The organism is Pseudomonas sp. c313, from assembly GCF_055407145.1.
Genome location: NZ_JBUZRD010000005.1, coordinates 140,983 through 160,391, shown reverse-complemented (window position 1 = coordinate 160,391; position 19,409 = coordinate 140,983). Strand labels below are relative to the sequence as shown.

Here is a 19,409-nt window from a genome sequence, read left to right as displayed (position 1 = left end):
CGTTGACGACCTTCGCGAGCAAGCTCGCTCCTACAGGAGTCAGGAAAAGCACTCAGTTCTGGATTTTGTGGTCCAGCGCTGCGTAGAAGTTGGCACTTTGTTGCAGGTATTTTTGGGTGTAGGTATTGGTGCTGGATTTTTTTCCGCTGATTTCAACACTGGCGCTAGCAGGCAGGGCCACGCTTGCGGAGATAGCAGAAGCGGCAATGATCGAGAAGAGATTGAAGTTCATGTCGGTAACCCTTGTGTTCGGTTGGCTTGGTGGCCTGTGAAGGCCTTGAAGCAAACTTACGCCCGGGGGCTTACGCGCAGAAATTCTTTGAAACAGTAGCTGTTATCACTGACATTAATAGAAGGTGGCAGGCCCCGCATGGCGAGGCCTGTGGCTTATTGTCGCACCAGGAACTTGATGTCGCTGGGGGCGTCGATCGGCAATTTCTGCACGGTTTTACCCAACAGGCCGGTCTTGGCATCACGCTCGACCACCACGATTTCATTACTTTTCTGGTTGGCGATCAGTAAGAACTTGCCGCTGGGGTCCAGGGCGAACTCCCGGGGATGATCGCCTTCCACCGAGTGTCGCTGGATTTCCTTCAACTGCGCAGTGGCCAGGTCGATGGCAAATACCAGCATCTGGTTGGCGGTCCCACGGTTGCTCACGTAAAGGAACTTGCCGTCGTTTGAAGTGTGCAACGCTGCACCGGCCTTGTCCGAGATCGGTTGCCCGGCAGCAAAGTCGACCAATTGCTTCTGGGTCAGCTTGCCATCCTTGTAGTCGAACACGGCCACTTGCGCGCTCATCTCGGTGGTCAGCCAGGCGTGCTTGCCGCTTGCGGAGAACAGCAGGTGACGCGGGCCGCTGCCCGGTGGCAGTTGCACAAACGCAGGGTCGGCCGGGGTCAGCGGCAGTTCATGGTTGGCCTTGGGATCGTAGTGGTAGGCAAAAATCTTGTCCGCACCCAGGTCCTGAACAAACACGTACTTGCCATCCGGCGAGGACACCACCGAATGCACATGGTTGGACGCCTGGCGCTCAGGATTGACCCGGCTGGCCGGGTGCGCGCTCAGTTGAACAGGTGGCGACAGCTTGCCGTCTGCGTCCACCGGCAGGATGGCGAGGCTGCCACCCGGATCTTCCAGTACCGAATAGTTGGCGACAAACAGGAAACGGCCATCCGCTGCAAGGCTGGAATGGGTCGGCTCGTTGCCCAGGCTCTGCACCTGATTAATCAGGGTCAACGAATGGTTTTTCGGATCAATGCTGTAGCTACTGACACGACCGACCAGATCTTTCTGGCCGGGGCCGTTTTCATTGACCACAAACAGGCGCTTCTGGTCCTTGGACAAGGTCAGCCAGGACGGGTTAGCCGCCTTGGCGGCCAGCACCGGTTTGCCGTTGAGCTGGCCGGTGCGGCTGTCGAACTGCAGGCGGTAGATCCCTTCGCTGGTGCCTGCGGTGTAGGTGCCCACCAGCAACTCGAAGGTGTCGACCGGCGCGGCCTGCACCGACATCGCGCCGACACTGCCGGCCATCAGCAAGGGCCAGAATTTACGCATCATCATCCGCTTCATCCTCGTCGTTATTATTGCCGGTGAATGCGCTCAGGCAGACCAGGCGGTGCTCGCCTGTATCACCCGTGATGGTCCAGCTTTGCAAGGTCTGATCAAAGGTCGCGGCGTTGATCTGCTCCAGGCTGAAATTCCAGCGCTTGTTAACCCGACCGTCCATGCACTCGATCAGCAAGCGCTGGTCATCCAATGTGAAGTCAAAGGCGTGCAGGCCGTCGATTTCCAGCATGTCGCTGGTTAAAAGGGTTTTCAGCAGGGTGGCAGTGTCGGCAGTCATAACCATCAATCATCAAGAGGAAAGACCTCATGATAGGTCAAATTGTTGCATCGACCTAAGATGGCGCAATGCAAAACGCCGTGGCACAGGCCACGGCGTTTTGGGTGACAGCAAAGTATCAGTGGGCAAACAACGAATTGCCCTTCTGCCCCGCCAGCTTCTCCGGCTTGATCAGGAACCGCGCCAGCGCCGGCAACAACCACAGCGCGCCGAACATGTTCCACAGCAGCATGAAGGTCAACATCAGGCCCATGTCAGCCTGGAACTTGATGGCCGAGAAAATCCAGGTCGCCACGCCAATCGCCAGGCACAGGCCGGTGAACAGCACGGCTTTACCGGTGGACTTGAGGGTCTGGTAATAGGCTTCCTGCAACGGTAACCCAGCCCGCAGGAAACTTTCCAGGCGGCTGTAGATGTAGATGCCGTAGTCCACGCCAATCCCCACGCCCAGGGCCACCACCGGCAGGGTCGCAACCTTGACGCCGATGCCCATGAACGCCATCAGCGCGTTGCCCAGCACCGAGGTCAATACCAGCGGCAGGACGATGCACAGGGTCGCCGCCCAGGAACGGAAGGTGATCATGCACATGGTTGCCACGCACAGGTAGACCAGGATCAGGATGGTCAGCTCGGATTCTTTGATCACCTCGTTGGTGGCCGCCTCGATCCCGGCGTTACCGGCGGCGAGGATGAATTCCAGGCCGTCCTTGTTGTTCTCCTTGGCGAAGTCCTGCACCGCATGCACTGCGCGGTCGAGGGTTTCGGCCTTGTGGTCGTTGAGGAACACCAGCACGGGCGCAAGCGAGCACGTGTTGTTGTACAGGCCGTCGGCGCGGGCAATGGAATTGTTCAGCACGTCGGGGTTACGCGACAGGGTTTCCCATTTCAGGTTGCCCTCGTTCATGCCCTTGATCATCTGCTTGGATACGGTCACCAGGGAGATCGCCGACTGCACACCCTCGGTGTTCTGCATCTTCCACATCAACTGGTCGATGGGCGCCATGGCTTCATAGCGCGAACAGCCCTCTGCCTTGGTCTTGACCATTACCACCAGCACGTCGGAGCTGGTGGAGTAGTTGCTGATGATGAAGTTGTTGTCCTTGTTGTAGCGCGAATCCGGACGCAGTTCCGGTGCGCCCTGGTCGAGGTCGCCGATTTTCAGGTTCTGGCTGTACCAGAGGCCGCCACTAAAGGCGATCAGCGCCAGGAAGATCGACACCGGGGCCACTTTGGGGCTGGCGAATTTCGACAGCAGACGCCAGAAACTATGCTCGCGGACCGCATCCTTCTTGCTGCGCTCGATGGCGCGCTTGCTGATGCCGACGTAGGAAATCGCTACCGGCAGCAGGATCAAGTTGGTGAACACGATTACCGCCACACCGACCGACGCACCAATGGCCAGTTCGCGAATCACCCCGATATCAATGATCAGCAAGGTGATAAAGCCCACCGCATCGGCGAGGATCGCGATCATCCCCGGCAGGAACAACTGGCGGAACGTACGGCGGGCGGCGGTCAGGGCGTTGTCGGCATCGCTCGATTGCAGGGCGATACCGTTGATCTTCTGCACACCGTGGGAAATGCCGATGGCGAAAATCAGGAACGGCACCAGCATCGAGTAGGGATCAAGCCCAAAACCCAGGGCATGCATCAGCCCCAGTTGCCAGACCACCGCCACCAACGTGGTGATCAATACCGCGATGGTGCTGCGGATACACCAGGTGAACCAGTACAACAACACCAGGGTGATAACGAAGGCGATGCCGAAGAACAGCACCACCATGATCAGGCCATCGATCAGGTCGCCGACTTTCTTGGCGAAGCCGACGATATGGATTTGGACGTTGGGGTTCTGTTCCTGGAACTTGGTGCGGATCTTGTCTTCAAGCTCGTGGGAAAACTTCTGGTAGTCCAGAGCCAGCAGCTTGCCCTGATCAGCCGGGTCCGGGTAGGACTCCATCAACGGGATATCGACGATGCTCGACTTGAAATCGTTGGACACCAGGCGCCCGACCTGGCCGGACTTGAGCACGTTATTGCGCAACTGGTCGAGGCTTTGGGGGGAGCCGTTGTAGCTTTGCGGGATCACTTCGCCGCCGGCAAAACCCTCTTCGGTCACTTCGGTCCAGCGTACGCTGGGGCTCCACAGGGACTTGAGGCCGGAGCGGTCGACGCCGGAGATGTAGAACACCTCGTCGTTGATCTGACGCAGGGTCTCCATGTACTCCTTGGAGAAGATGTCGCCGTCCTTGGCCTCCACCGAGATCCGTACCGTGTTGCCCAGGTTCGCCAGGTCGTTACGGTGCTCCATCATCTTCTCGATGAAGGGGTGCTTGAGGGGGATCATTTTTTCGAAGCTGGTGGACGGCCGGATTAGCGTCGCCTGCCAGAACAGGAAGATGCTGACCAGCAGGCAGATGACGATCACTGCCGGGCGGTTGTTGAAAATCAGGCGCTCCAGAAACGTCGCCTTATCGTTGTGATGACTGCTCATGTAGATCCCCGCCTTCTTATTATTTTGCCTGGGCTTGCTGGGTCAGCTCAGCGCCGGTTGCCGTGGCCGCGCGAACGCCGCCCTGCCCCACCAGAATCAAGTTGCCATTGCCCGCCGCCGTAACCGCCGATAACGAAATGCGGTCCGGGCGATTGAATACGCTGAAGGTCAGGCCATCGTCGTGGCTCACCACTACGCTGCCACCGTTGCCGACCACCACCAATGAGCCATCGTCCAGCAGGGTCGCGCCTGACAAGCCGAACTCCAGGGCGCCACGGGCGGCCTGCAACTCCACTGGCTCCCAGGTGCTGCCAAAATCCGTGGACCGAAACAGGTTGCCGCGCAAGCCGTAGGCCAGCAGGGTTTGCGGCTGCGCGGTGCCGATCACACCAAACAGCGAGCCCTCATAGGGGCCTTCGAGTTTTTCCCAGGTTTGCCCGTCGTCGCTGGAGCGGAACATGCTGCCCTGCTCGCCGACGATAAACAGGCCGGCGTCTTTGACAAACGCGATGGCGTTGAGGTGGTACTGGTCTTCGTTGTCCAGGCGGTCACTGACGTCGTGCCAGTCCTTGCCGCCATCGGTGGTCTCGATCAGCGCGCCATAGGCGCCCACGGCAAAACCATGATTGGCGTCGTTGAACCAGACATCCAGCAACGGTGCTTCACGGGTCAGGTCTTCAAATTGTTGGGTCCAGGTCGCACCGGCGTCAGTCGTGGCGAGGATCTTGGCGTCATGACCGACTGCCCAGCCGTGCTGGTCATCGGCAAAAAATACCGCGGTGAGCAGTTGGCGGGTCGGCACCTTGGCCTGGGTCCAGGTGGCACCCTTGTCGTCGGAATAGAGAATGTGCCCACGATCACCCACCGCCACCAGGCGCTTGCCTGCGTGGACGACGTCAATCATCAGGCCTTTGGCGGCCTTGGCCGATTCAATGGCAAACACCGCCGGGGCGGCGGTGTCGGTTGCAGCCTGGGCGACGGTCGACAACGCGACAACCCCCAGCAGCGAGAGCGCTGTGGCCAGCAACGCGACCTTTCGCGACGCTCGCGGGCGGCAAAAAACCTCACCCATGACAGGCTCACTCATAGACCTTTCTCCCATTTATTATTGTTAGGTCGTATCGCCTTCCGGGGCTTCCTGGGCCAGGACATCGTCCTGAAACCTGCAATCTAGAGCCACTTGAGGAAGCAGGGGTCATCCTAGCGGGCTTTCGAATCGTCTGACAATCGGCGCTACGTTATGTTTTGTTAACTAGAGGCCTTTTGCCTGCGAGCTGAATATAGCTGCATTCGTAACAATGATGCGCCCCCCCCTCGCCACAGAGAATATTTTCGCAGCAGAAAATGAATTTTTATTCCACATATTGATATTTGTGAATATTTATTCCATTAATAGCATCCCTGAAAACAATAATCCAAAAGGACCACGGCTATGCGCGAACTCGGAATAGGCCTGATCGGCACAGGCTTTATGGGGCGTGCCCACGCGTTGGCGTTCAACAACGCTCGCGCGGTATTTGACTTGCCGGTCACCCTCAGGCTTGCGGCCCTGGCCGATGCCGACACCGACCGCGCCCAGCGTTGCGCCACGGCCTGGGGATTTGCCCAGGCACACGGCGACTGGCAGCGGTTGATCAATGATCCAAAAGTGGACGTGGTCGCCATCACTACCCCCAATCACCTGCACTACCCCATGGCCATGGCTGCCCTGGCGGCGGGCAAGGCTGTGTATTGCGAAAAACCCCTGGCGGTCAGCCTGGAACAAGCCGATGCCATGCGTCGTGCCGCCAACCAGGCCGCAGTGGTAACGCGGGTGGGCTACAACTATCAGCACAACCCGATGATCGCCCTGGCGCGGCAGATGATCGACAACGGCGAGTTGGGGGAGATCATCAGCTTCCAGGGCGAATTTTGCGAAGACTTCATGGCCGACCCGGCGTCGCCTTGGTCATGGCGCTGCGAAGTGGAACATGCCGGTGGCGCCCTGGCGGACCTGGGCAGTCATTTGCTGGCGATGGCGCGGTACTTGGTGGGCGATGTGCAAAGCGTCTGTGCCGACACCCAGACCGTGCATGCTCGGCGTCCAGCCAGTGCCGGTAGCGCAGACCTGCGCCAGATTGCGGTAGACGATCAGGTCCACGCCCTGCTGCGCTTTGCCAATGCCGCTCGTGGGACGATCAGCAGCAGTTGGCTCAAGCACGGCTACAAGAACCACTTGAGTTTCGAGATCAGCGGCACCCGAGGGACGCTGGCGTTTGATCAAGAGCGGTTGAATGAACTGCAGCTGTTTCGTGTCGGCCAAGAAGGTTTCCAGCGTTTATTGGCCGGCCCTTCCCTGCCCGGCTATGCGGCGTTCAGCCCGGCGGCGGGGCATCAGCTGGGGTACAACGAGCTCAAGACGCTGGAAGTGCATGAGTTGATTATGGCGCTGGCAGGCCAAGGTGCTGCCGGCACTGACTTTGACGCAGCGTGGCAAGTGGAGCGGCTGGCGACGGCGATTCGGTTGGCGGCGCGGGAAGAACGCTGGGTCAGGATTGATGAAGTTTGATTGATCGCTCCCTCTGCATGGGAACGATCAACGGGGTCGTTGCCGTGTTGTGTTTAGCGCAGCGCCCTGCGCAACACCTTGCCCACCGTGGTCTTGGGTAACTCCTCGGTGCGAAACTCCACATACCGTGGCACCTTGTACCCCGTCAGGTATTCCCGGCAATGGGCGAGGAGTTGTTCCTGGGTCAGGGTCGGGTCCTTGCGTACCACGATGATTTTCACTCGCTCGCCCGTCACTGCATCTTCAACCCCAATCGCCGCCACTTCGCCTACGCCTGGGTGCAAGGCCACGACGTCCTCGATTTCATTGGGGTACACATTGAAGCCCGAGACCAGGATCATGTCCTTCTTGCGGTCCACCAGGCGAATGTAGCCCTGTTCATTCATCACCCCGATATCACCGGTGGACAACCAACCCTCGGCATCCAGCACCTCGGCGGTTTCCTTGGGGCGTTGCCAGTAGCCCTTCATCACCTGCGGGCCGCGTACTTGCAGCTCACCCTGCTCGCCGATGTCGGCCAGTTCGCCGTCTTCACGCAGAAAACGCACCCAGGTCGAGGGCAGTGGCACGCCGATGCTGCCGGTAAATTCCATCTCGCGCATCCGTGAGATGTCGATGGGGCTGATGCTCACCACTGGCGAGCATTCCGTCAGGCCGTAGCCTTCGATGATCGGCAGCCCGGTGACTTCCTTCCAGCGCTTGGCAACCGCCGTGTGGGTCGCCATGCCGCCAGCGATCACCATGCGCAAGTCGGAGAAGTCCCGGGCGCAAAACTCCTTGTTCTCCAGCAAACCATTGAACAGCGTGTTGACCCCGGCGATGCCGTTGAAGCGTTCCTTGCGCAGGATCATCTGCACCCGTTTCACGTCCCGTGGGTTGGCAATCAAGATGTTGCGCCCGCCCAGGCACATGAACATCAGGCAGTTCACTGTCAGGGAAAAGATGTGGTACAGCGGCAACAGGGTGACGTTGGTTTCCTGCTGGTCCTGGTCCAGTTGATCGCCTACCCACGCCTTGGCCTGCAACAGGTTGGCGATAATGTTGCGGTGGCTGAGCATCACGCCCTTGGCGTCCCCGGTGGTACCGCCGGTGTATTGCAAGAAGGCCAGTTCCTCGCGGTCCAGGGGCACCTGCGTATGGGACAGGGCCCGGCCCTGTTTCAACGTGGTATTGAAGCGCACTGCACCCGGCAGGTTGAAGCGCGGCACCTGTTTTTGCACGCTACGCAGAATGAAGTTCATCGCCGCGCCCTTGAAGGTGCCCAGCAAGTCACCGATGGCCGCCACGACGATGCACTTGACGGTGCTGCCGGCCACGACTTTCTCCAGGGTATGGGCGAAGTTTTCGAAGATCACCACGGTCTCGGCACCGCTGTCCTTGAGCAGGTGCTTGAGTTCATGGGAGGTGTACAGCGGGTTGACGTTGACCACCACGGCACCGGCGAGGATGGTGCCCAGCAGGCAGATCGGGTACTGCAAACAGTTGGGCATCATCAGCGCCACCCGGTCGCCCTTCTTCACCCCTTGAGCTTGCAGCCAGGCGGCAAAGGCAATGCCCTGGACCTGCCAGGTAGCGTAGGTCATTTCGGTGCCGATGCTGACGTAGGCCACCCGGTCGCGGTACTGGTTCAGGTGTTCGAGAAACACCTCGCGCAACGACGGGTATTGCTCGATGCCGACGTCGATATCCGCCGGCACGCCAGGCAGGTAGGCGTTCAACCAGATACGTTCTGCTTGGTCCAGGGTTACAGCGTTCATGGCAGTCTCCTTGTTGTTTTTGTTGTAGAGCTACTTCTCGACAATGGCGGTAATCCCCAACCCGCCGGCCGCACAGATGGAAATCAAGCCGCGCCCGCTACCGCGCTGGTGAATGGCCTTGGCCAGGGCTGCCAGTTGCCGGCCGCCGGTGGCGGCGAACGGGTGACCACAGCCCAGAGAGCCGCCGTTGACGTTCATTTTTTCGCGATCGATGGCGCCTAGGGGCGCGTCCAACCCAAGGCGTTCGCGGCAGTAATCGGCGTCTTCCCAGGCCTTTAGGGTGCACAGCACCTGGGCGGCGAAGGCCTCATGAATCTCGAAAAAATCAATGTCGGCAAACGTCAGGCCTTCGCGCTTGAGCATTCGCGGCACTGCGTAAGCCGGGGCCATCAGCAGGCCTTCGCTGCCATCGACAAAATTCACCGCCGCCGTTTCACCGGTGCGCAGGTAGGCCAGCACCGGCAGGCCGCGTTCGACGGCCCACTCTTCGCTGGCCAGCAACACCACCGAGGCGCCGTCCGTCAGGGGCGTCGAGTTGCCCGCCGTGAGGGTGCCGTTTTGGCGGTCGTAGGCTGGGGACAGGCTGGCAAGTTTTTCCAGGCTGGCGTCAGCCCGCAGGTTGTTGTCCCGGGCAAGGCCGCGATAAGGGCTGATCAGATCGTCGAAAAAACCGTTTTTATACGCCGCCTCCAAACGCTGATGGCTGGTGAGGGTCAACTCGTCCTGGGCCAGGCGCTTGATCTGCCAGCGCTTGGCCATTTCCTCGCAATGCTCACCCATGGACAAGCCCGTGCGTGGCTCGCCATTGCGTGGCAGCAGCGGCTTGAAAAACATCGACGGCCGCACGCCCAGCAGGCTGCGCAATTTGTTGGCGGTACCCTTGGCGCGGTTGGCCAACAGCAGCGTGCGGCGCAGGGATTCGTTGATGCCGATGGGCGCGTCGGAGGTGGTGTCGGCGCCACCGGCGATGCCCACCTCGATCTGGCCGAGGGCGATTTTATTGGCCACCAGCAGAGCGGCTTCCAGGCCGGTGCCGCAGGCCTGTTGCAGGTCGTAGGCCGGGGTTTCGGGCGACAGCGTGGTGGACAACAGCGACTCGCGCGCCAGGTTGAAGTCACGGGAGTGCTTGATCACCGCACCGGCGGCGAATTCACCCAGGCGCAGGCCGTGGAGGTTGTAGCGGTCCACCAGGCCTTGCAGTGCGGCGACCAGCAGGTCTTGATTGCTGTCGTGGGCGTAGACCGTGTTGGAGCGGGCGAACGGGGTGCGGTTGCCACCGATGATCGCCACGCGTCGGGTCGGGGCGGGATTGAAGCTGTAGTCACTCATGGACGACTCTCATCAGTGCGCGGATTCCAGATAAACAGGCCGCGCATATGGGGTTTGTCACCGGCAAAATTGCGCACTTCGAACTCCCGGCGCGGGCCGGATGCGGGGGCGTTCCACAGGACGACCTGGCCGGGCAGGAAGATCGGCAATTTGAAATCACAATGGGCCTGGGCCACGTCCAGACCGCCCGGTGGCTGCTGGGCGGCCAGCGCACGGCCCAGGGTCCACATGCCATGGGCGATGGCCTGGCGAAAGCCGAACAGCCGCGCGCCAATCACTGAGGTGTGGATCGGGTTGAAGTCACCCGATACCTTGGCAAAACGGCGGCCGAGATCGGCGGGCAGAACCCAGCGTTGGGTGCGCTGCAATCCTTCGTCCTGCAACGGCAAGACGTAGCTCCAAGGCTCTCCCACAGGCGTATGCACGTCACGACGCAAATACAGGCTGTCGCTTTCCCATACCAGCACCCCTGCGCTGTAGGCGCGGGTGGCGATGCTCAGGGCCTGGCCCTTGGGATGGGCGACCCAGCGTTCGCAATACACCTCCAGGCGCAAGGCCTGGCCCTCCTCCAGACGCTGGTGCTGACGGATGCGATTGGCCAGGTGGACCATGCCGCTGGCCGGGTACGGGAAGCTCGGCCGGGTCAGCAGCATCAGGTGCAAGGGGAACGCCAGCACATGGGGGTAGGACAGCGGCACGCCTTGTTCGCGGCGAAAACCACAGGCCTGGCCATAGCCGGCAATGGCACTGGGCGAAAGCTCCACCGCCGAGCGCACCAGGCATTCCCTGGGCAAGGTCGGCGCACCTTCCAGCTTGGGTTTGCGTAAGGCCAGGACCCCGTCCAGCAATAGCCTGCGGCGCGACGGCGGCGGGTCGATGATCTGCGTCACATAGTCCATGGTCAGGCTCCCAGCAGGCTTTGGCCGCAGACCCGTACCACTTGGCCGTTGACCCCGCCGGATGCCGGGTGAGCCAGCCAGGCGATGGTTTCGGCGACGTCGATGGGTTGTCCGCCCTGGGACAGAGAGTTCATCCGCCGCCCCGCTTCGCGAATCATCAGCGGGATTTTCGCGGTCATCTGGGTCTCGATAAAGCCGGGGGCCACGGCATTGACCGTGACCTGTCGCGCCGACGCCAACGGTGCCAGGCCCTGCACCAAACCAATCACGCCAGCCTTGGAAGTGGCGTAGTTGCTCTGCCCCAGGTTGCCGGCGATACCGCAAATGGATGAGACGCAGACAATCCGCCCACCCGGTTTCAACCCCTGCCCCTCCAGCAACGCCGTGCTCAGGTGCAACGGCGCTTCGAGGTTGACCGCCAGCACACTGCGCCAGGCGGCCTCGGTCATTTTCGCGATGGTCTTGTCGCGGGTAATCCCGGCGTTGTGTACCACCACATCAAAACCACCCTGCTCACTGATGTGCGCCTGCAACTGCTGCACGGCATCCGAGGCGGTGATATCCAGGGCCAAGGCGCTGCCGCCGACGCTGCTGGCGGCCTGCTCCAGGGCTTCGGTGGCTTGTGGCACATCCACGCAGACCACCTGCGCACCGTCGCGAGCCAGCACCTGGGCAATCGCCAGGCCGATGCCTCGGGAAGCACCGGTGACCAGGGCGCGGCGCCCGTTCAAGGGTTTATCCCAGTCGATGGCTTGGGCCTGGTCGACGGGTTTGTCCAGACGCACCACTTGCCCCGAGACATAGGCCGAACGCCGGGACAGGAAGAAGCGCAGGCTGCTTTCCAGTGCCTTTTCGGCGCCGGGGGCGACGTAGATCAGTTGCACGGTAATGGCCCGGCGCAACTCCTTGGCCAGGGAGCGCACCAGTCCTTCGAGGGCGCGTTGGGCGATGGCCTGGGGCAAGTCCTGGCACAACTCGGGCGCGGTGCCCAACACCATCACCCGTGCGTGTTGCCCCAGGCGCTTGGCATTGGCATGGAAGAATTGGTAGAGCTCGTCCAGTTGCTTGAGGTCGACTATTGCACTGGCGTCGAATACCGCGCCCTGGACCGTGACCGTGGACGGGGCCTTGAGGGTTGCCGGTGCAGCGGTCACGGTGTCGGTGGCGTGGAAGATCCGCTGGATCTCACTCGCCAGGCGCCCTGCTCCCGCGACGATTACCGGATTGGCCAGGCCTTGCTGGCCGCTGCGATGGCGCTGCAGGGGCAGCGGTTGCGGTAACCCGGCAGTCTGGGCGAGCCAGCGACCCCAGGGGGAATTGACGAAAGATAGATAGCTGTCACTCATGGGTAGATCCACTTATCAACACTGTCCTGGCATGAAAACCCGATCAGCGTGAGAGCTGCTTGCGTGCGATGGCCATAGCCAGCTCCTACACTGACCGCGTTTCTCCTTAATTGACCGGCGCGTTTTCGCCGTGGTTCGCGCGTTTTTTTACGCTTGGCCTGGCTGCCTGCTCCAGCGCCTGCTGACGCTGTTGCAAGGCCTCCAACAATCCGAAATCCTGCGGGAAGTCGTCCACCTGGATGCCGTGGTCGGCGTACTCCACATACTGGGTCAGCAAGGTATCTTCGTCGGCGCTGATCAAATCCAGGGCCCGTACCTTGATGCGCCAGTCGGTGAACGCAGCGGCGCTAATCGGCATCGGTTCGATCAGGCCTTGCTTGACCGACACCTTGAGCCGACCCTCGATCAGCTCCACCTGCGGCAGTAAACGAAAACCCAGTTCGCCGTAGGCCAGCTTGTCAATTTCCGGCCTTGGGATGTAGGAGTTGCCCAACAAGCGGTCGCGGGTTTCCCCCGGCACTTGCACCAGGTCTGCCACCTGGGCCAGCAAGCGATCCGACGGTTTTCGCTGCGGGATGCCCCATGGGAAGGTCAGACCACGAATCACTGCGGCGGCGGTTTTCGACGGATAGTTGTCGAGCACTTCGGCCAGGGCCTCATGGGCTCGCAGCAACGCGTCCTGCGCCGCCCAATGCACCAGCGGCAGGTCTGCCTGGGGTCGACCGTCATCTTCAAAACGCTTGAGCACGCAAGACAGGATGTACAGCTGGGACAACATGTCCCCCAGGCGGCCAGTGATGCTTTCCTTGCGCTTCAAGGCACTGCCCAGCACACCCATGGAAATATCGGAAATCAACGCCAGGACCACCGACAGGCGATTGGCCTGGCGGTAGTAGGCCGCCAGCGCCGGTTCGGTCTTGCCCGGTGCGGAAATCAGCCGCCCGCCGGTCAGGGAATGCACCGCCGCGCGTACGGTATTGGCCAAAAAAAAGCTCAGATGGCCGAACATTGCGCTGTCGAAATCCGCCAGCGCCTTGCGCCCATCGGTGTTGCGCGCCGCCTCCATCTCGCGAAACACATAGGGATGGCAACGAATCAGGCCCTGACCGTAGATGATCAGGCAGCGGGTCATAATGTTCGCGCCTTCCACGGTGATGGCGATGGGGCTTTGCTGGTAAGCACGGGCCAGGAAGTTATTGGGGCCCATACAGATGCCCTTGCCGGCGACGATGTCCATGCCGTCGTTGACGATGATTCGCGCCCGCTCGGTAACGTGGTACTTGGCAATAGCCGAGATCACCGAAGGCTTTTCGCCCGCATCCAGGGACGCCACCGACACTTTGCGCACCGCATCACAGGCGTACAAATGCCCGGCCATGCGCGCCAGCGGCGCCTGCACGCCTTCGAACTTGCCGATGGGCAGGCCGAATTGCTTGCGCATCGCTGCATAGGCCGTCGTCCCGCGTACCGCCACCTTGCCCAGGCCAACGTTGGCCGACGGCAGGGAAATCGCCCGCCCGGCCGCCAGACACTCCATCAACATGCGCCAGCCGTTGCCGACTTGTTCGCGGCCGCCGATGACCCACTCCAGCGGGATGAACACGTCTTTGCCCTGGGTCGGGCCGTTCTGGAATACGGCGTTGAGGGGCCAGTGCCGGCGACCACTTTGCACGCCGGGATGGGAGGTTGGAATCAAGGCGCAGGTGATGCCCAACGAACCGGGCATGCCCAGCAAACCGTTCGGGTCTTCAGCGCGAAAGGCCAGGCCAAGCACCGTGGCGATGGGGCCAAGGGTGATATAGCGCTTGTCCCAGGTGACGCTGAAGCCCAACACTTGCTGACCTTCATGCGTGCCTTTGCAGACGATGCCCAGGTCGGGAATCGCCCCGGCATCGGAGCCGGCATAGGGGCTGGTCAGGGCGAAGCACGGGATGTCTTCGCCACGGGCCAGGCGCGGCAGATAGTAATTGCGCTGGGCGTCGGTACCGTAGTGCAGCAGCAGTTCGGCCGGCCCCAGGGAGTTGGGCACCATCACCGAAATCGCCGCCGCCGAACAACGAGTCGACAGCTTCATCACCACTTGCGAATGGGCATAATGGGAGAAGCCTTTGCCGCCGTATTGCTTGGGAATGATTATGCCCAGGAAACCGGCGTCCTTGGTGTACTGCCAGCTGTCGGGGGACATGTCTTGCCAGACTTGAGTGGTTTCCCAGTCGTTGGCCATGTCGCAGAGGGTCTCGACTTCGTTGTCGAGAAAGGTTTGTTCTTCGGCACTCAAGGAAGCCGGTGCAGCTTGCAACAGCCGCTCCCAGCGTGGTTTGCCGCTGAACAGCTCTGCGTCCCACCACACGGTGCCAGATTCGATGGCCGCGCGTTCGGTGTCGGACATGGCCGGCATGATCGTGCGAAACAGGCTCAATGCCTTGCTGGTCAACAGCGTGCGGCACAGGGGTTTGATCGACAGCAGCAGCGCCGGCAGCAGCACCAGCAATGCCACGACGATGGCGCCAAAACCTGCCACCACGTTGAACAGGTAACCGCACGCCAGCCAGACAAGGCCAGCGCCCAACCAGAGGGTGGCAGCGGCTTGTCGATACGCCAAGGCAATCGCCGCAGCGAGTCCCGCCAATAACCAGATAATCATGGAGATACCTCTACTTATTCAGGGCACGGCATACACGCGGCAGATCGCAATGACCTGCGACGTAAAGCCACACTACAAACTCGGGAAGATAAATTCAAATTTTGTTTTTAAATTTATATTTAACTCTTTGCCGAAAAATAGTGGCTGAACGGGTCAGCCTGGTTGATCAAAGGAAAGGGATCGGAATGAGTCGCGTGGGCGACCCGTCGATGCAGTGCCGGTGTGAAAACTTGCAGAAAGATGCGCTGACTGCTCGTTTCACATCGGCGCTACGCCAACCGTTTTCAATACGCGCCACAACGGTGAATCAGAACGCGTAGGTTGCCGAGAGGCTGACTACTTCGCCTTTGGCATCAGCTTTGCCATCGAGCGTTGCGCCGCCAAGGCGATCCTGGTTGTGAGTCTTGAGCTTGGCCTCTTCGACGAACTGTCGCGAGTAGGCACCGTCAATACTCAAACCGGGAATGGCCCTGATGTTGTAGCCAAAGCCCAGGGACGCAAAAATTCGATCGCCGTCCGGGATACGCGGGTCACGAGTGGAATTGCGAGTGGGCGTCTGGTCAAAGGCAACACCGGCGCGAAGGGTAAAATCGTCGGTGAGTTTGTAGTCACCACCAAACGAGTACATCCATGAATCCTTATAGTTATAAGGAATGGAAACAATCAGGGCGCCATCGGACTTCAATGTCAGCGCCTGGAACGATGACCATTGGGTCCAGGTCACGCTGGCGCCCAGGGACAGGCGGTCAGAGAACTGGTGTACCCAGTCGATGGACGCGTTGGCAGGAACATCCAGTTGGGTGCTGGCGTTGGCGCCATTGGAATTAAGATTGAGGCCGGGGTACGCAAGCCCAGGCAGACCGGAATCTATTAGCCCCTTGGACCCTGGATCAGAGTAAATACTGTATTTGCCCTCCAGCTTGTTCTTGATCTTGGCGTGGTAGTTCAGGCCGAGGGTGTCTTGCAGTGTGGGTTTCCAGGCTAGGCCGGCAAACCAGCCTACCGAGGTATTGTCGACCTTGACCCGCATCAACGAGTGCCCCGCTCCGGAGGGAAATGGAATCCCAATTGCCGGAGAAAGGGCCGCTGCGGCATACAAGTCAATGTTCTGACTGACAAAGCCTTTGGTGTGCTGAACGATGGCACCGGCACCTACGGAAAACTGATCGTTGACCTTGAACGACAAGGCCCCGGTCAGGCCGACGGTTTCTATTCGAGTATCCACCGCAAAGTCCCGACCGATCCAGTCATCGTCCCACGTGGTACGGGCCCCCATGGGCACCACTTGGCTAAGGCCAAAGGCGAAGCGGTCGTTTATCGGCATCACCATGAATCCAGTTGGCAACCATGCCGTGAAACCGCCTTGACCACCGTCACCGGTACGGGGAGTGGAGGTTGTGGTGCCGGTTAATGGGTCAATGTCGACAATGGCCGGTGCGTTTCCGGCGTAGTCAGTGGCCGTACCTTTGTATTTGATATTGACGCGAGCGTAGTCGACGGTGAACTGCGAGATAGTCTTATCAATGAAAGCCATCGCAGCCGGGTTGTTGTAGGCCGCTGACGGATCGTTGTGGAACATTGAACCACCGCCGAACGCTCGGCCCCAGCCAGGCGCGCCAAAGGTTGGTGTAGCGAACCCACCGGCCTGGGATTGGCTGCTGACCATCACTCCCCCCATTAACGCCAGCCCTATCAAAACCTGCACCTGTAGTTTCTTGTTGCTCATGCGGCACTCCTTATTATTATTCATCCTGACCAGCAAACCGTTCCGTTTCCCATCAACAGGCACCCCGCGAAGGGTGCCTGTGTCTAACGGGTGATCAGCCCTTGGTTCTCAAGCACCCATCAAGGCACGATGGTCAGGGCCGGGGTAGGCGTTACGCTCAAGCTCACGACTGTGCAACTACCCGCCAGGGCCTGATTGGCAGCACTCAGGACATGGGAGGTATTGTTGTAAGTGACTTTGATGGTGGATGGACCGCAATTGGATGGAATCAGGCCAGGCTTGGTGATGGTGTAGCCCACGTTGGTCACAGTGCCGTTTTCCACGCCGGAAACAGCAGTGGCCGTCAACGTCCAAGGCAGCCCGGTGATAGTTGGATATCCACACAGCGCACTGGTGCCACTCACCACGACGTTGGTGATACTGGCGACCCCGGCGGCATTGACCCGACCTGTAAATGTCGCATTACAGGAGATCGGCAGTTGGAGCGACGACGGGGACTTCACGGAAATCGTGCCAGGGGCACTGAAGTCCGTATTGATCGGGCTGATGCTGACAGCATTAGCCATTGAAGCCGCACCCATGCAAACAGTCAAAGCAGTCAACGACACGAGGGTTTTCAAGCTTTTCATTGTTTTTCCTCACATGTATGGCGAGTCATTTCGCCGGGGTAATGGCCATGATCGAGAGGTCACGGAGAAACTGCAGAACTTCCCTTTCCAGCCAAATTTCAATTCAATTACCACTACAAATTCGGGTGTACTTACTCGACGACCTTGAAGGTCGGCGGCATCTTGATCGACACGGTTTTGATCTTGCAGTCTTCGCCAATAGGGACGTCGGCAGCCTCCAACTTGCCGGTGGCGTTATCCCAGGTGCCGTCGGCCGTGGAGGGTCCGCACTTGCCGCCCAGACCGAAGGCGTGCACGTCGACGCTGATTCCCGACATCGAGCCACTGCCGATGTTTTTGGCGATCAACTTCCAGGGCAACTTGATTGCTTCAACCCGGCTGCACTTGAGGCCACCGTCGAACTCGACCTTGTCGACACTGACGAACGCGCCATCGGCAGCGACCTTACCGGCCACCTTGATGGTGCAATCGGCACTGATGAGGGCGCCCTTGGAAAAACTGATGGGGCCCTGGGCGGTGAATGCACTGCCAGCGGGCTCGATGCGGGCGGCCTGCGCCTGCTGATAGGCGATCAGGCCCAATGCAGCCAATACAATATGCACAGTGAACTTGGCAGGGGTTTGCATGGTGTACGTCCTTCCCTTTGTTTTATTTTTGTCTGGGTCAAACAACTTTCTTGCAACGGCTCAGCACTCGAAATCGGCAAACGGTGGGCGATGAAAACCTGCGCGATACACAGATCCCGAGTACTCAGATCAACTCACTACTTCACATCAGAAGGTACTGGTGTGGCCGTACTTCTCCAGGATCTTCAAGCGTTTTGGCGGGTGGATATTAGCCAGTGTCACATTGCCCGAGTAATGCCTGAGTACCCGATGGTCCATGCGCCGACGCCACAAGTACGGGACATACGCCCAGACAATCATGCTGGCGTAGCCATAAGGCAATTGCGGCGATTCATCAAAGTGGCGCAGCGATTGATAACTGCGAGTCGGGTTGGCGTGATGATCGGAATGACGCTGCAACTGGAACAGAAAGATGTTGGTGACAATCCGGTTACTGTTCCATGAGTGTCGTGGTGAACAACGCTCATAACGACCGTTGGGCAACTTCTGGCGTTGCAAGCCGTAATGTTCGACGTAGTTCACTACTTCCAATAGCGAGAAACCGTAGATGCCCTGGATGATCAGGAACGGAACTACCGTCATCCCGAGCCAGGCAATCATCACACCCCACAACACCATGCTGTACATCCAGGCGCTGAGTACACCGTTCTTCCAGTGCCAGGCCGGCAAGCCCAGTTTGCACAGTCGTTCGCGCTCCAGGTTCCAGGCCGAGCGGGCGCTGAACCATACTGAGCGTGGCAGGAAAGCCCAGAAGCTCTCGCCCAGTCGCGAACTGGCCGGATCTTCCGGCGTGGCAACCCGCACGTGGTGGCCACGGTTGTGTTCGGTGTAGAAGTGCCCGTAGAAGGTTGGCGCCAGGGTAATCTTCGCCAGTACGATCTCCAGCAGGCGGGGCTTGTGGCCCAATTCATGGGCGGTGTTGATGGCGATCCCGGTGGCGGCGCCGGTGGACATGGCCATGCCCAGGTACGTGAACCAACTGATTTCGCCATGCACCTGGGCACGAGAAGTCAGGTAGCTGGCGGTTTGCGCCATCCCGCTTGATGGGTCGAGGGACGCGGTAAGTTGCAGCAGGCCACCACCGATAATCCAGTCGATGCCGCCAGCCGCCAGCCAACCGGTGACGATCACCGAGGTAATGACGAACAGCACGCCGGTGTAGACGATCCAGCGGTAATACTTCTGCGATTCAAGGCCACTGACGGCGGATTCCGGCGGGTTGCTGACGTCTTCGCCGAGAAGGCCGTCGATCAGCGGGATCAAACCAAAGATCACCAGCACACCCACCCACCACAGTTCCTGCACGCCGGCGACGATGGCCAGGGCACCAGAGAGCAAAGGGGTTGCCAGGGGCATGATGCCGAGCCACCACAGGTGGCGCTTGCCGTCGGTCCAGACGTGCGGGGCGGCCAGGGTTTGATTCATGGCAGCCTCCTGACGTGGCATGTGGGCAGGGAGGTAAACTGAGCAGTCAACAGGTTCAGGGAGCGCTGAATGCTCCGAGAAATCAACCATGCGATAAAAGACGTTTTTTTCATTTTTATTCGCTCTTAGGCATTTCAAAA

The 19,409-nt window shown here is 59.9% G+C and carries 15 protein-coding genes; 1 reads left to right on the top strand and 14 read right to left on the bottom strand.

Features of this window, described 5'->3' with window-relative positions; all coding sequences use genetic code 11:
* Nucleotides 1-52: 52 nt before the first annotated feature.
* The 5 genes from ACZRKZ_RS16980 to ACZRKZ_RS16960 form a co-directional block, all read right to left on the bottom strand.
* Nucleotides 53-232: a hypothetical protein gene (locus tag ACZRKZ_RS16980; protein ID WP_149412620.1), complete on the bottom strand. Its 180-nt coding sequence runs from the start codon at nt 230-232 to the stop codon at nt 53-55.
* A gap of 155 nt (nt 233-387) precedes the next feature.
* On the bottom strand, nt 388-1,563 hold the full coding sequence (locus ACZRKZ_RS16975) for a lactonase family protein (protein ID WP_463982183.1): 1,176 nt from the start codon (nt 1,561-1,563) through the stop codon (nt 388-390).
* Complete coding sequence (locus tag ACZRKZ_RS16970) at nt 1,550-1,846, bottom strand: DUF5629 family protein (protein ID WP_463968749.1); 297 nt, start codon at nt 1,844-1,846, stop codon at nt 1,550-1,552. Before ACZRKZ_RS16970 ends, ACZRKZ_RS16975 begins: the two co-directional genes overlap by 14 nt.
* A gap of 118 nt (nt 1,847-1,964) precedes the next feature.
* On the bottom strand, nt 1,965-4,340 hold the full coding sequence (locus tag ACZRKZ_RS16965; RefSeq protein ID WP_463982182.1) for an efflux RND transporter permease subunit: 2,376 nt from the start codon (nt 4,338-4,340) through the stop codon (nt 1,965-1,967).
* Between the two features lie 19 nt (nt 4,341-4,359).
* Nucleotides 4,360-5,412, bottom strand: a complete 1,053-nt coding sequence (locus ACZRKZ_RS16960) for a WD40/YVTN/BNR-like repeat-containing protein (protein ID WP_463982304.1) — start codon at nt 5,410-5,412, stop codon at nt 4,360-4,362.
* A gap of 360 nt (nt 5,413-5,772) precedes the next feature.
* Between ACZRKZ_RS16960 and ACZRKZ_RS16955 the strand changes: the two genes are divergently transcribed.
* A complete protein-coding gene (locus ACZRKZ_RS16955; RefSeq protein ID WP_463982181.1) occupies nt 5,773-6,888 on the top strand; it encodes a Gfo/Idh/MocA family protein in 1,116 nt (371 codons plus the stop codon).
* 53 nt (nt 6,889-6,941) lie between these two features.
* Here the strand turns inward: ACZRKZ_RS16955 and ACZRKZ_RS16950 are convergent, their stop codons facing one another.
* The 9 genes from ACZRKZ_RS16950 to ACZRKZ_RS16910 form a co-directional block, all read right to left on the bottom strand.
* Nucleotides 6,942-8,645, bottom strand: a complete 1,704-nt coding sequence (locus ACZRKZ_RS16950; protein ID WP_463982180.1) for an AMP-binding protein — start codon at nt 8,643-8,645, stop codon at nt 6,942-6,944.
* Between the two features lie 30 nt (nt 8,646-8,675).
* Nucleotides 8,676-9,974: an acetyl-CoA C-acetyltransferase gene (locus ACZRKZ_RS16945; RefSeq protein WP_463982179.1), complete on the bottom strand. Its 1,299-nt coding sequence runs from the start codon at nt 9,972-9,974 to the stop codon at nt 8,676-8,678.
* Complete coding sequence (locus ACZRKZ_RS16940; RefSeq protein WP_463982178.1) at nt 9,971-10,873, bottom strand: MaoC/PaaZ C-terminal domain-containing protein; 903 nt, start codon at nt 10,871-10,873, stop codon at nt 9,971-9,973. The genes ACZRKZ_RS16945 and ACZRKZ_RS16940 overlap by 4 nt, the downstream gene beginning before the upstream one ends.
* A gap of 2 nt (nt 10,874-10,875) precedes the next feature.
* The gene (locus ACZRKZ_RS16935) at nt 10,876-12,219 is read right to left on the bottom strand and encodes a 3-oxoacyl-ACP reductase (RefSeq protein ID WP_463982177.1); all 1,344 of its coding nucleotides are present in this window, start codon (nt 12,217-12,219) and stop codon (nt 10,876-10,878) included.
* 106 nt (nt 12,220-12,325) lie between these two features.
* Entirely contained in the window at nt 12,326-14,863 is a 2,538-nt protein-coding gene (locus ACZRKZ_RS16930) for an acyl-CoA dehydrogenase (protein WP_463982176.1), read from the bottom strand.
* Between the two features lie 307 nt (nt 14,864-15,170).
* The gene (locus ACZRKZ_RS16925) at nt 15,171-16,589 is read right to left on the bottom strand and encodes an outer membrane protein transport protein (protein WP_463982175.1); all 1,419 of its coding nucleotides are present in this window, start codon (nt 16,587-16,589) and stop codon (nt 15,171-15,173) included.
* A gap of 119 nt (nt 16,590-16,708) precedes the next feature.
* The gene (gene praB / locus ACZRKZ_RS16920; RefSeq protein ID WP_133101072.1) at nt 16,709-17,218 is read right to left on the bottom strand and encodes an alkane oxidation protein activator PraB; all 510 of its coding nucleotides are present in this window, start codon (nt 17,216-17,218) and stop codon (nt 16,709-16,711) included.
* 131 nt (nt 17,219-17,349) lie between these two features.
* Nucleotides 17,350-17,844, bottom strand: coding sequence for an alkane oxidation protein activator PraA (praA, locus tag ACZRKZ_RS16915; RefSeq protein ID WP_463982174.1), 495 nt, complete (start codon nt 17,842-17,844; stop codon nt 17,350-17,352).
* 147 nt (nt 17,845-17,991) lie between these two features.
* The gene (locus ACZRKZ_RS16910) at nt 17,992-19,269 is read right to left on the bottom strand and encodes an alkane 1-monooxygenase (RefSeq protein ID WP_463982173.1); all 1,278 of its coding nucleotides are present in this window, start codon (nt 19,267-19,269) and stop codon (nt 17,992-17,994) included.
* Between the last annotated feature and the right edge of the window lie 140 nt (nt 19,270-19,409).

What these genes read in the sequence shown, in the direction of transcription:
- ACZRKZ_RS16945 (WP_463982179.1), bottom strand. Translation starts at nt 9,974, where the DNA reads ATGAGTGACTACAGCTTCAATCCCGCCCCGACCCGACGCGTGGCGATC.
- ACZRKZ_RS16925 (WP_463982175.1), bottom strand. Translation starts at nt 16,589, where the DNA reads ATGAGCAACAAGAAACTACAGGTGCAGGTTTTGATAGGGCTGGCGTTA.
- praA (WP_463982174.1), bottom strand. Translation starts at nt 17,844, where the DNA reads ATGCAAACCCCTGCCAAGTTCACTGTGCATATTGTATTGGCTGCATTG.
- ACZRKZ_RS16965 (WP_463982182.1), bottom strand. Translation starts at nt 4,340, where the DNA reads ATGAGCAGTCATCACAACGATAAGGCGACGTTTCTGGAGCGCCTGATT.
- ACZRKZ_RS16975 (WP_463982183.1), bottom strand. Translation starts at nt 1,563, where the DNA reads ATGATGATGCGTAAATTCTGGCCCTTGCTGATGGCCGGCAGTGTCGGC.
- ACZRKZ_RS16940 (WP_463982178.1), bottom strand. Translation starts at nt 10,873, where the DNA reads ATGGACTATGTGACGCAGATCATCGACCCGCCGCCGTCGCGCCGCAGG.
- ACZRKZ_RS16910 (WP_463982173.1), bottom strand. Translation starts at nt 19,269, where the DNA reads ATGAATCAAACCCTGGCCGCCCCGCACGTCTGGACCGACGGCAAGCGC.
- ACZRKZ_RS16950 (WP_463982180.1), bottom strand. Translation starts at nt 8,645, where the DNA reads ATGAACGCTGTAACCCTGGACCAAGCAGAACGTATCTGGTTGAACGCC.
- ACZRKZ_RS16960 (WP_463982304.1), bottom strand. Translation starts at nt 5,412, where the DNA reads ATGGGTGAGGTTTTTTGCCGCCCGCGAGCGTCGCGAAAGGTCGCGTTG.
- ACZRKZ_RS16930 (WP_463982176.1), bottom strand. Translation starts at nt 14,863, where the DNA reads ATGATTATCTGGTTATTGGCGGGACTCGCTGCGGCGATTGCCTTGGCG.
- ACZRKZ_RS16980 (WP_149412620.1), bottom strand. Translation starts at nt 232, where the DNA reads ATGAACTTCAATCTCTTCTCGATCATTGCCGCTTCTGCTATCTCCGCA.
- praB (WP_133101072.1), bottom strand. Translation starts at nt 17,218, where the DNA reads ATGAAAAGCTTGAAAACCCTCGTGTCGTTGACTGCTTTGACTGTTTGC.
- ACZRKZ_RS16955 (WP_463982181.1), top strand. Translation starts at nt 5,773, where the DNA reads ATGCGCGAACTCGGAATAGGCCTGATCGGCACAGGCTTTATGGGGCGT.
- ACZRKZ_RS16935 (WP_463982177.1), bottom strand. Translation starts at nt 12,219, where the DNA reads ATGAGTGACAGCTATCTATCTTTCGTCAATTCCCCCTGGGGTCGCTGG.
- ACZRKZ_RS16970 (WP_463968749.1), bottom strand. Translation starts at nt 1,846, where the DNA reads ATGACTGCCGACACTGCCACCCTGCTGAAAACCCTTTTAACCAGCGAC.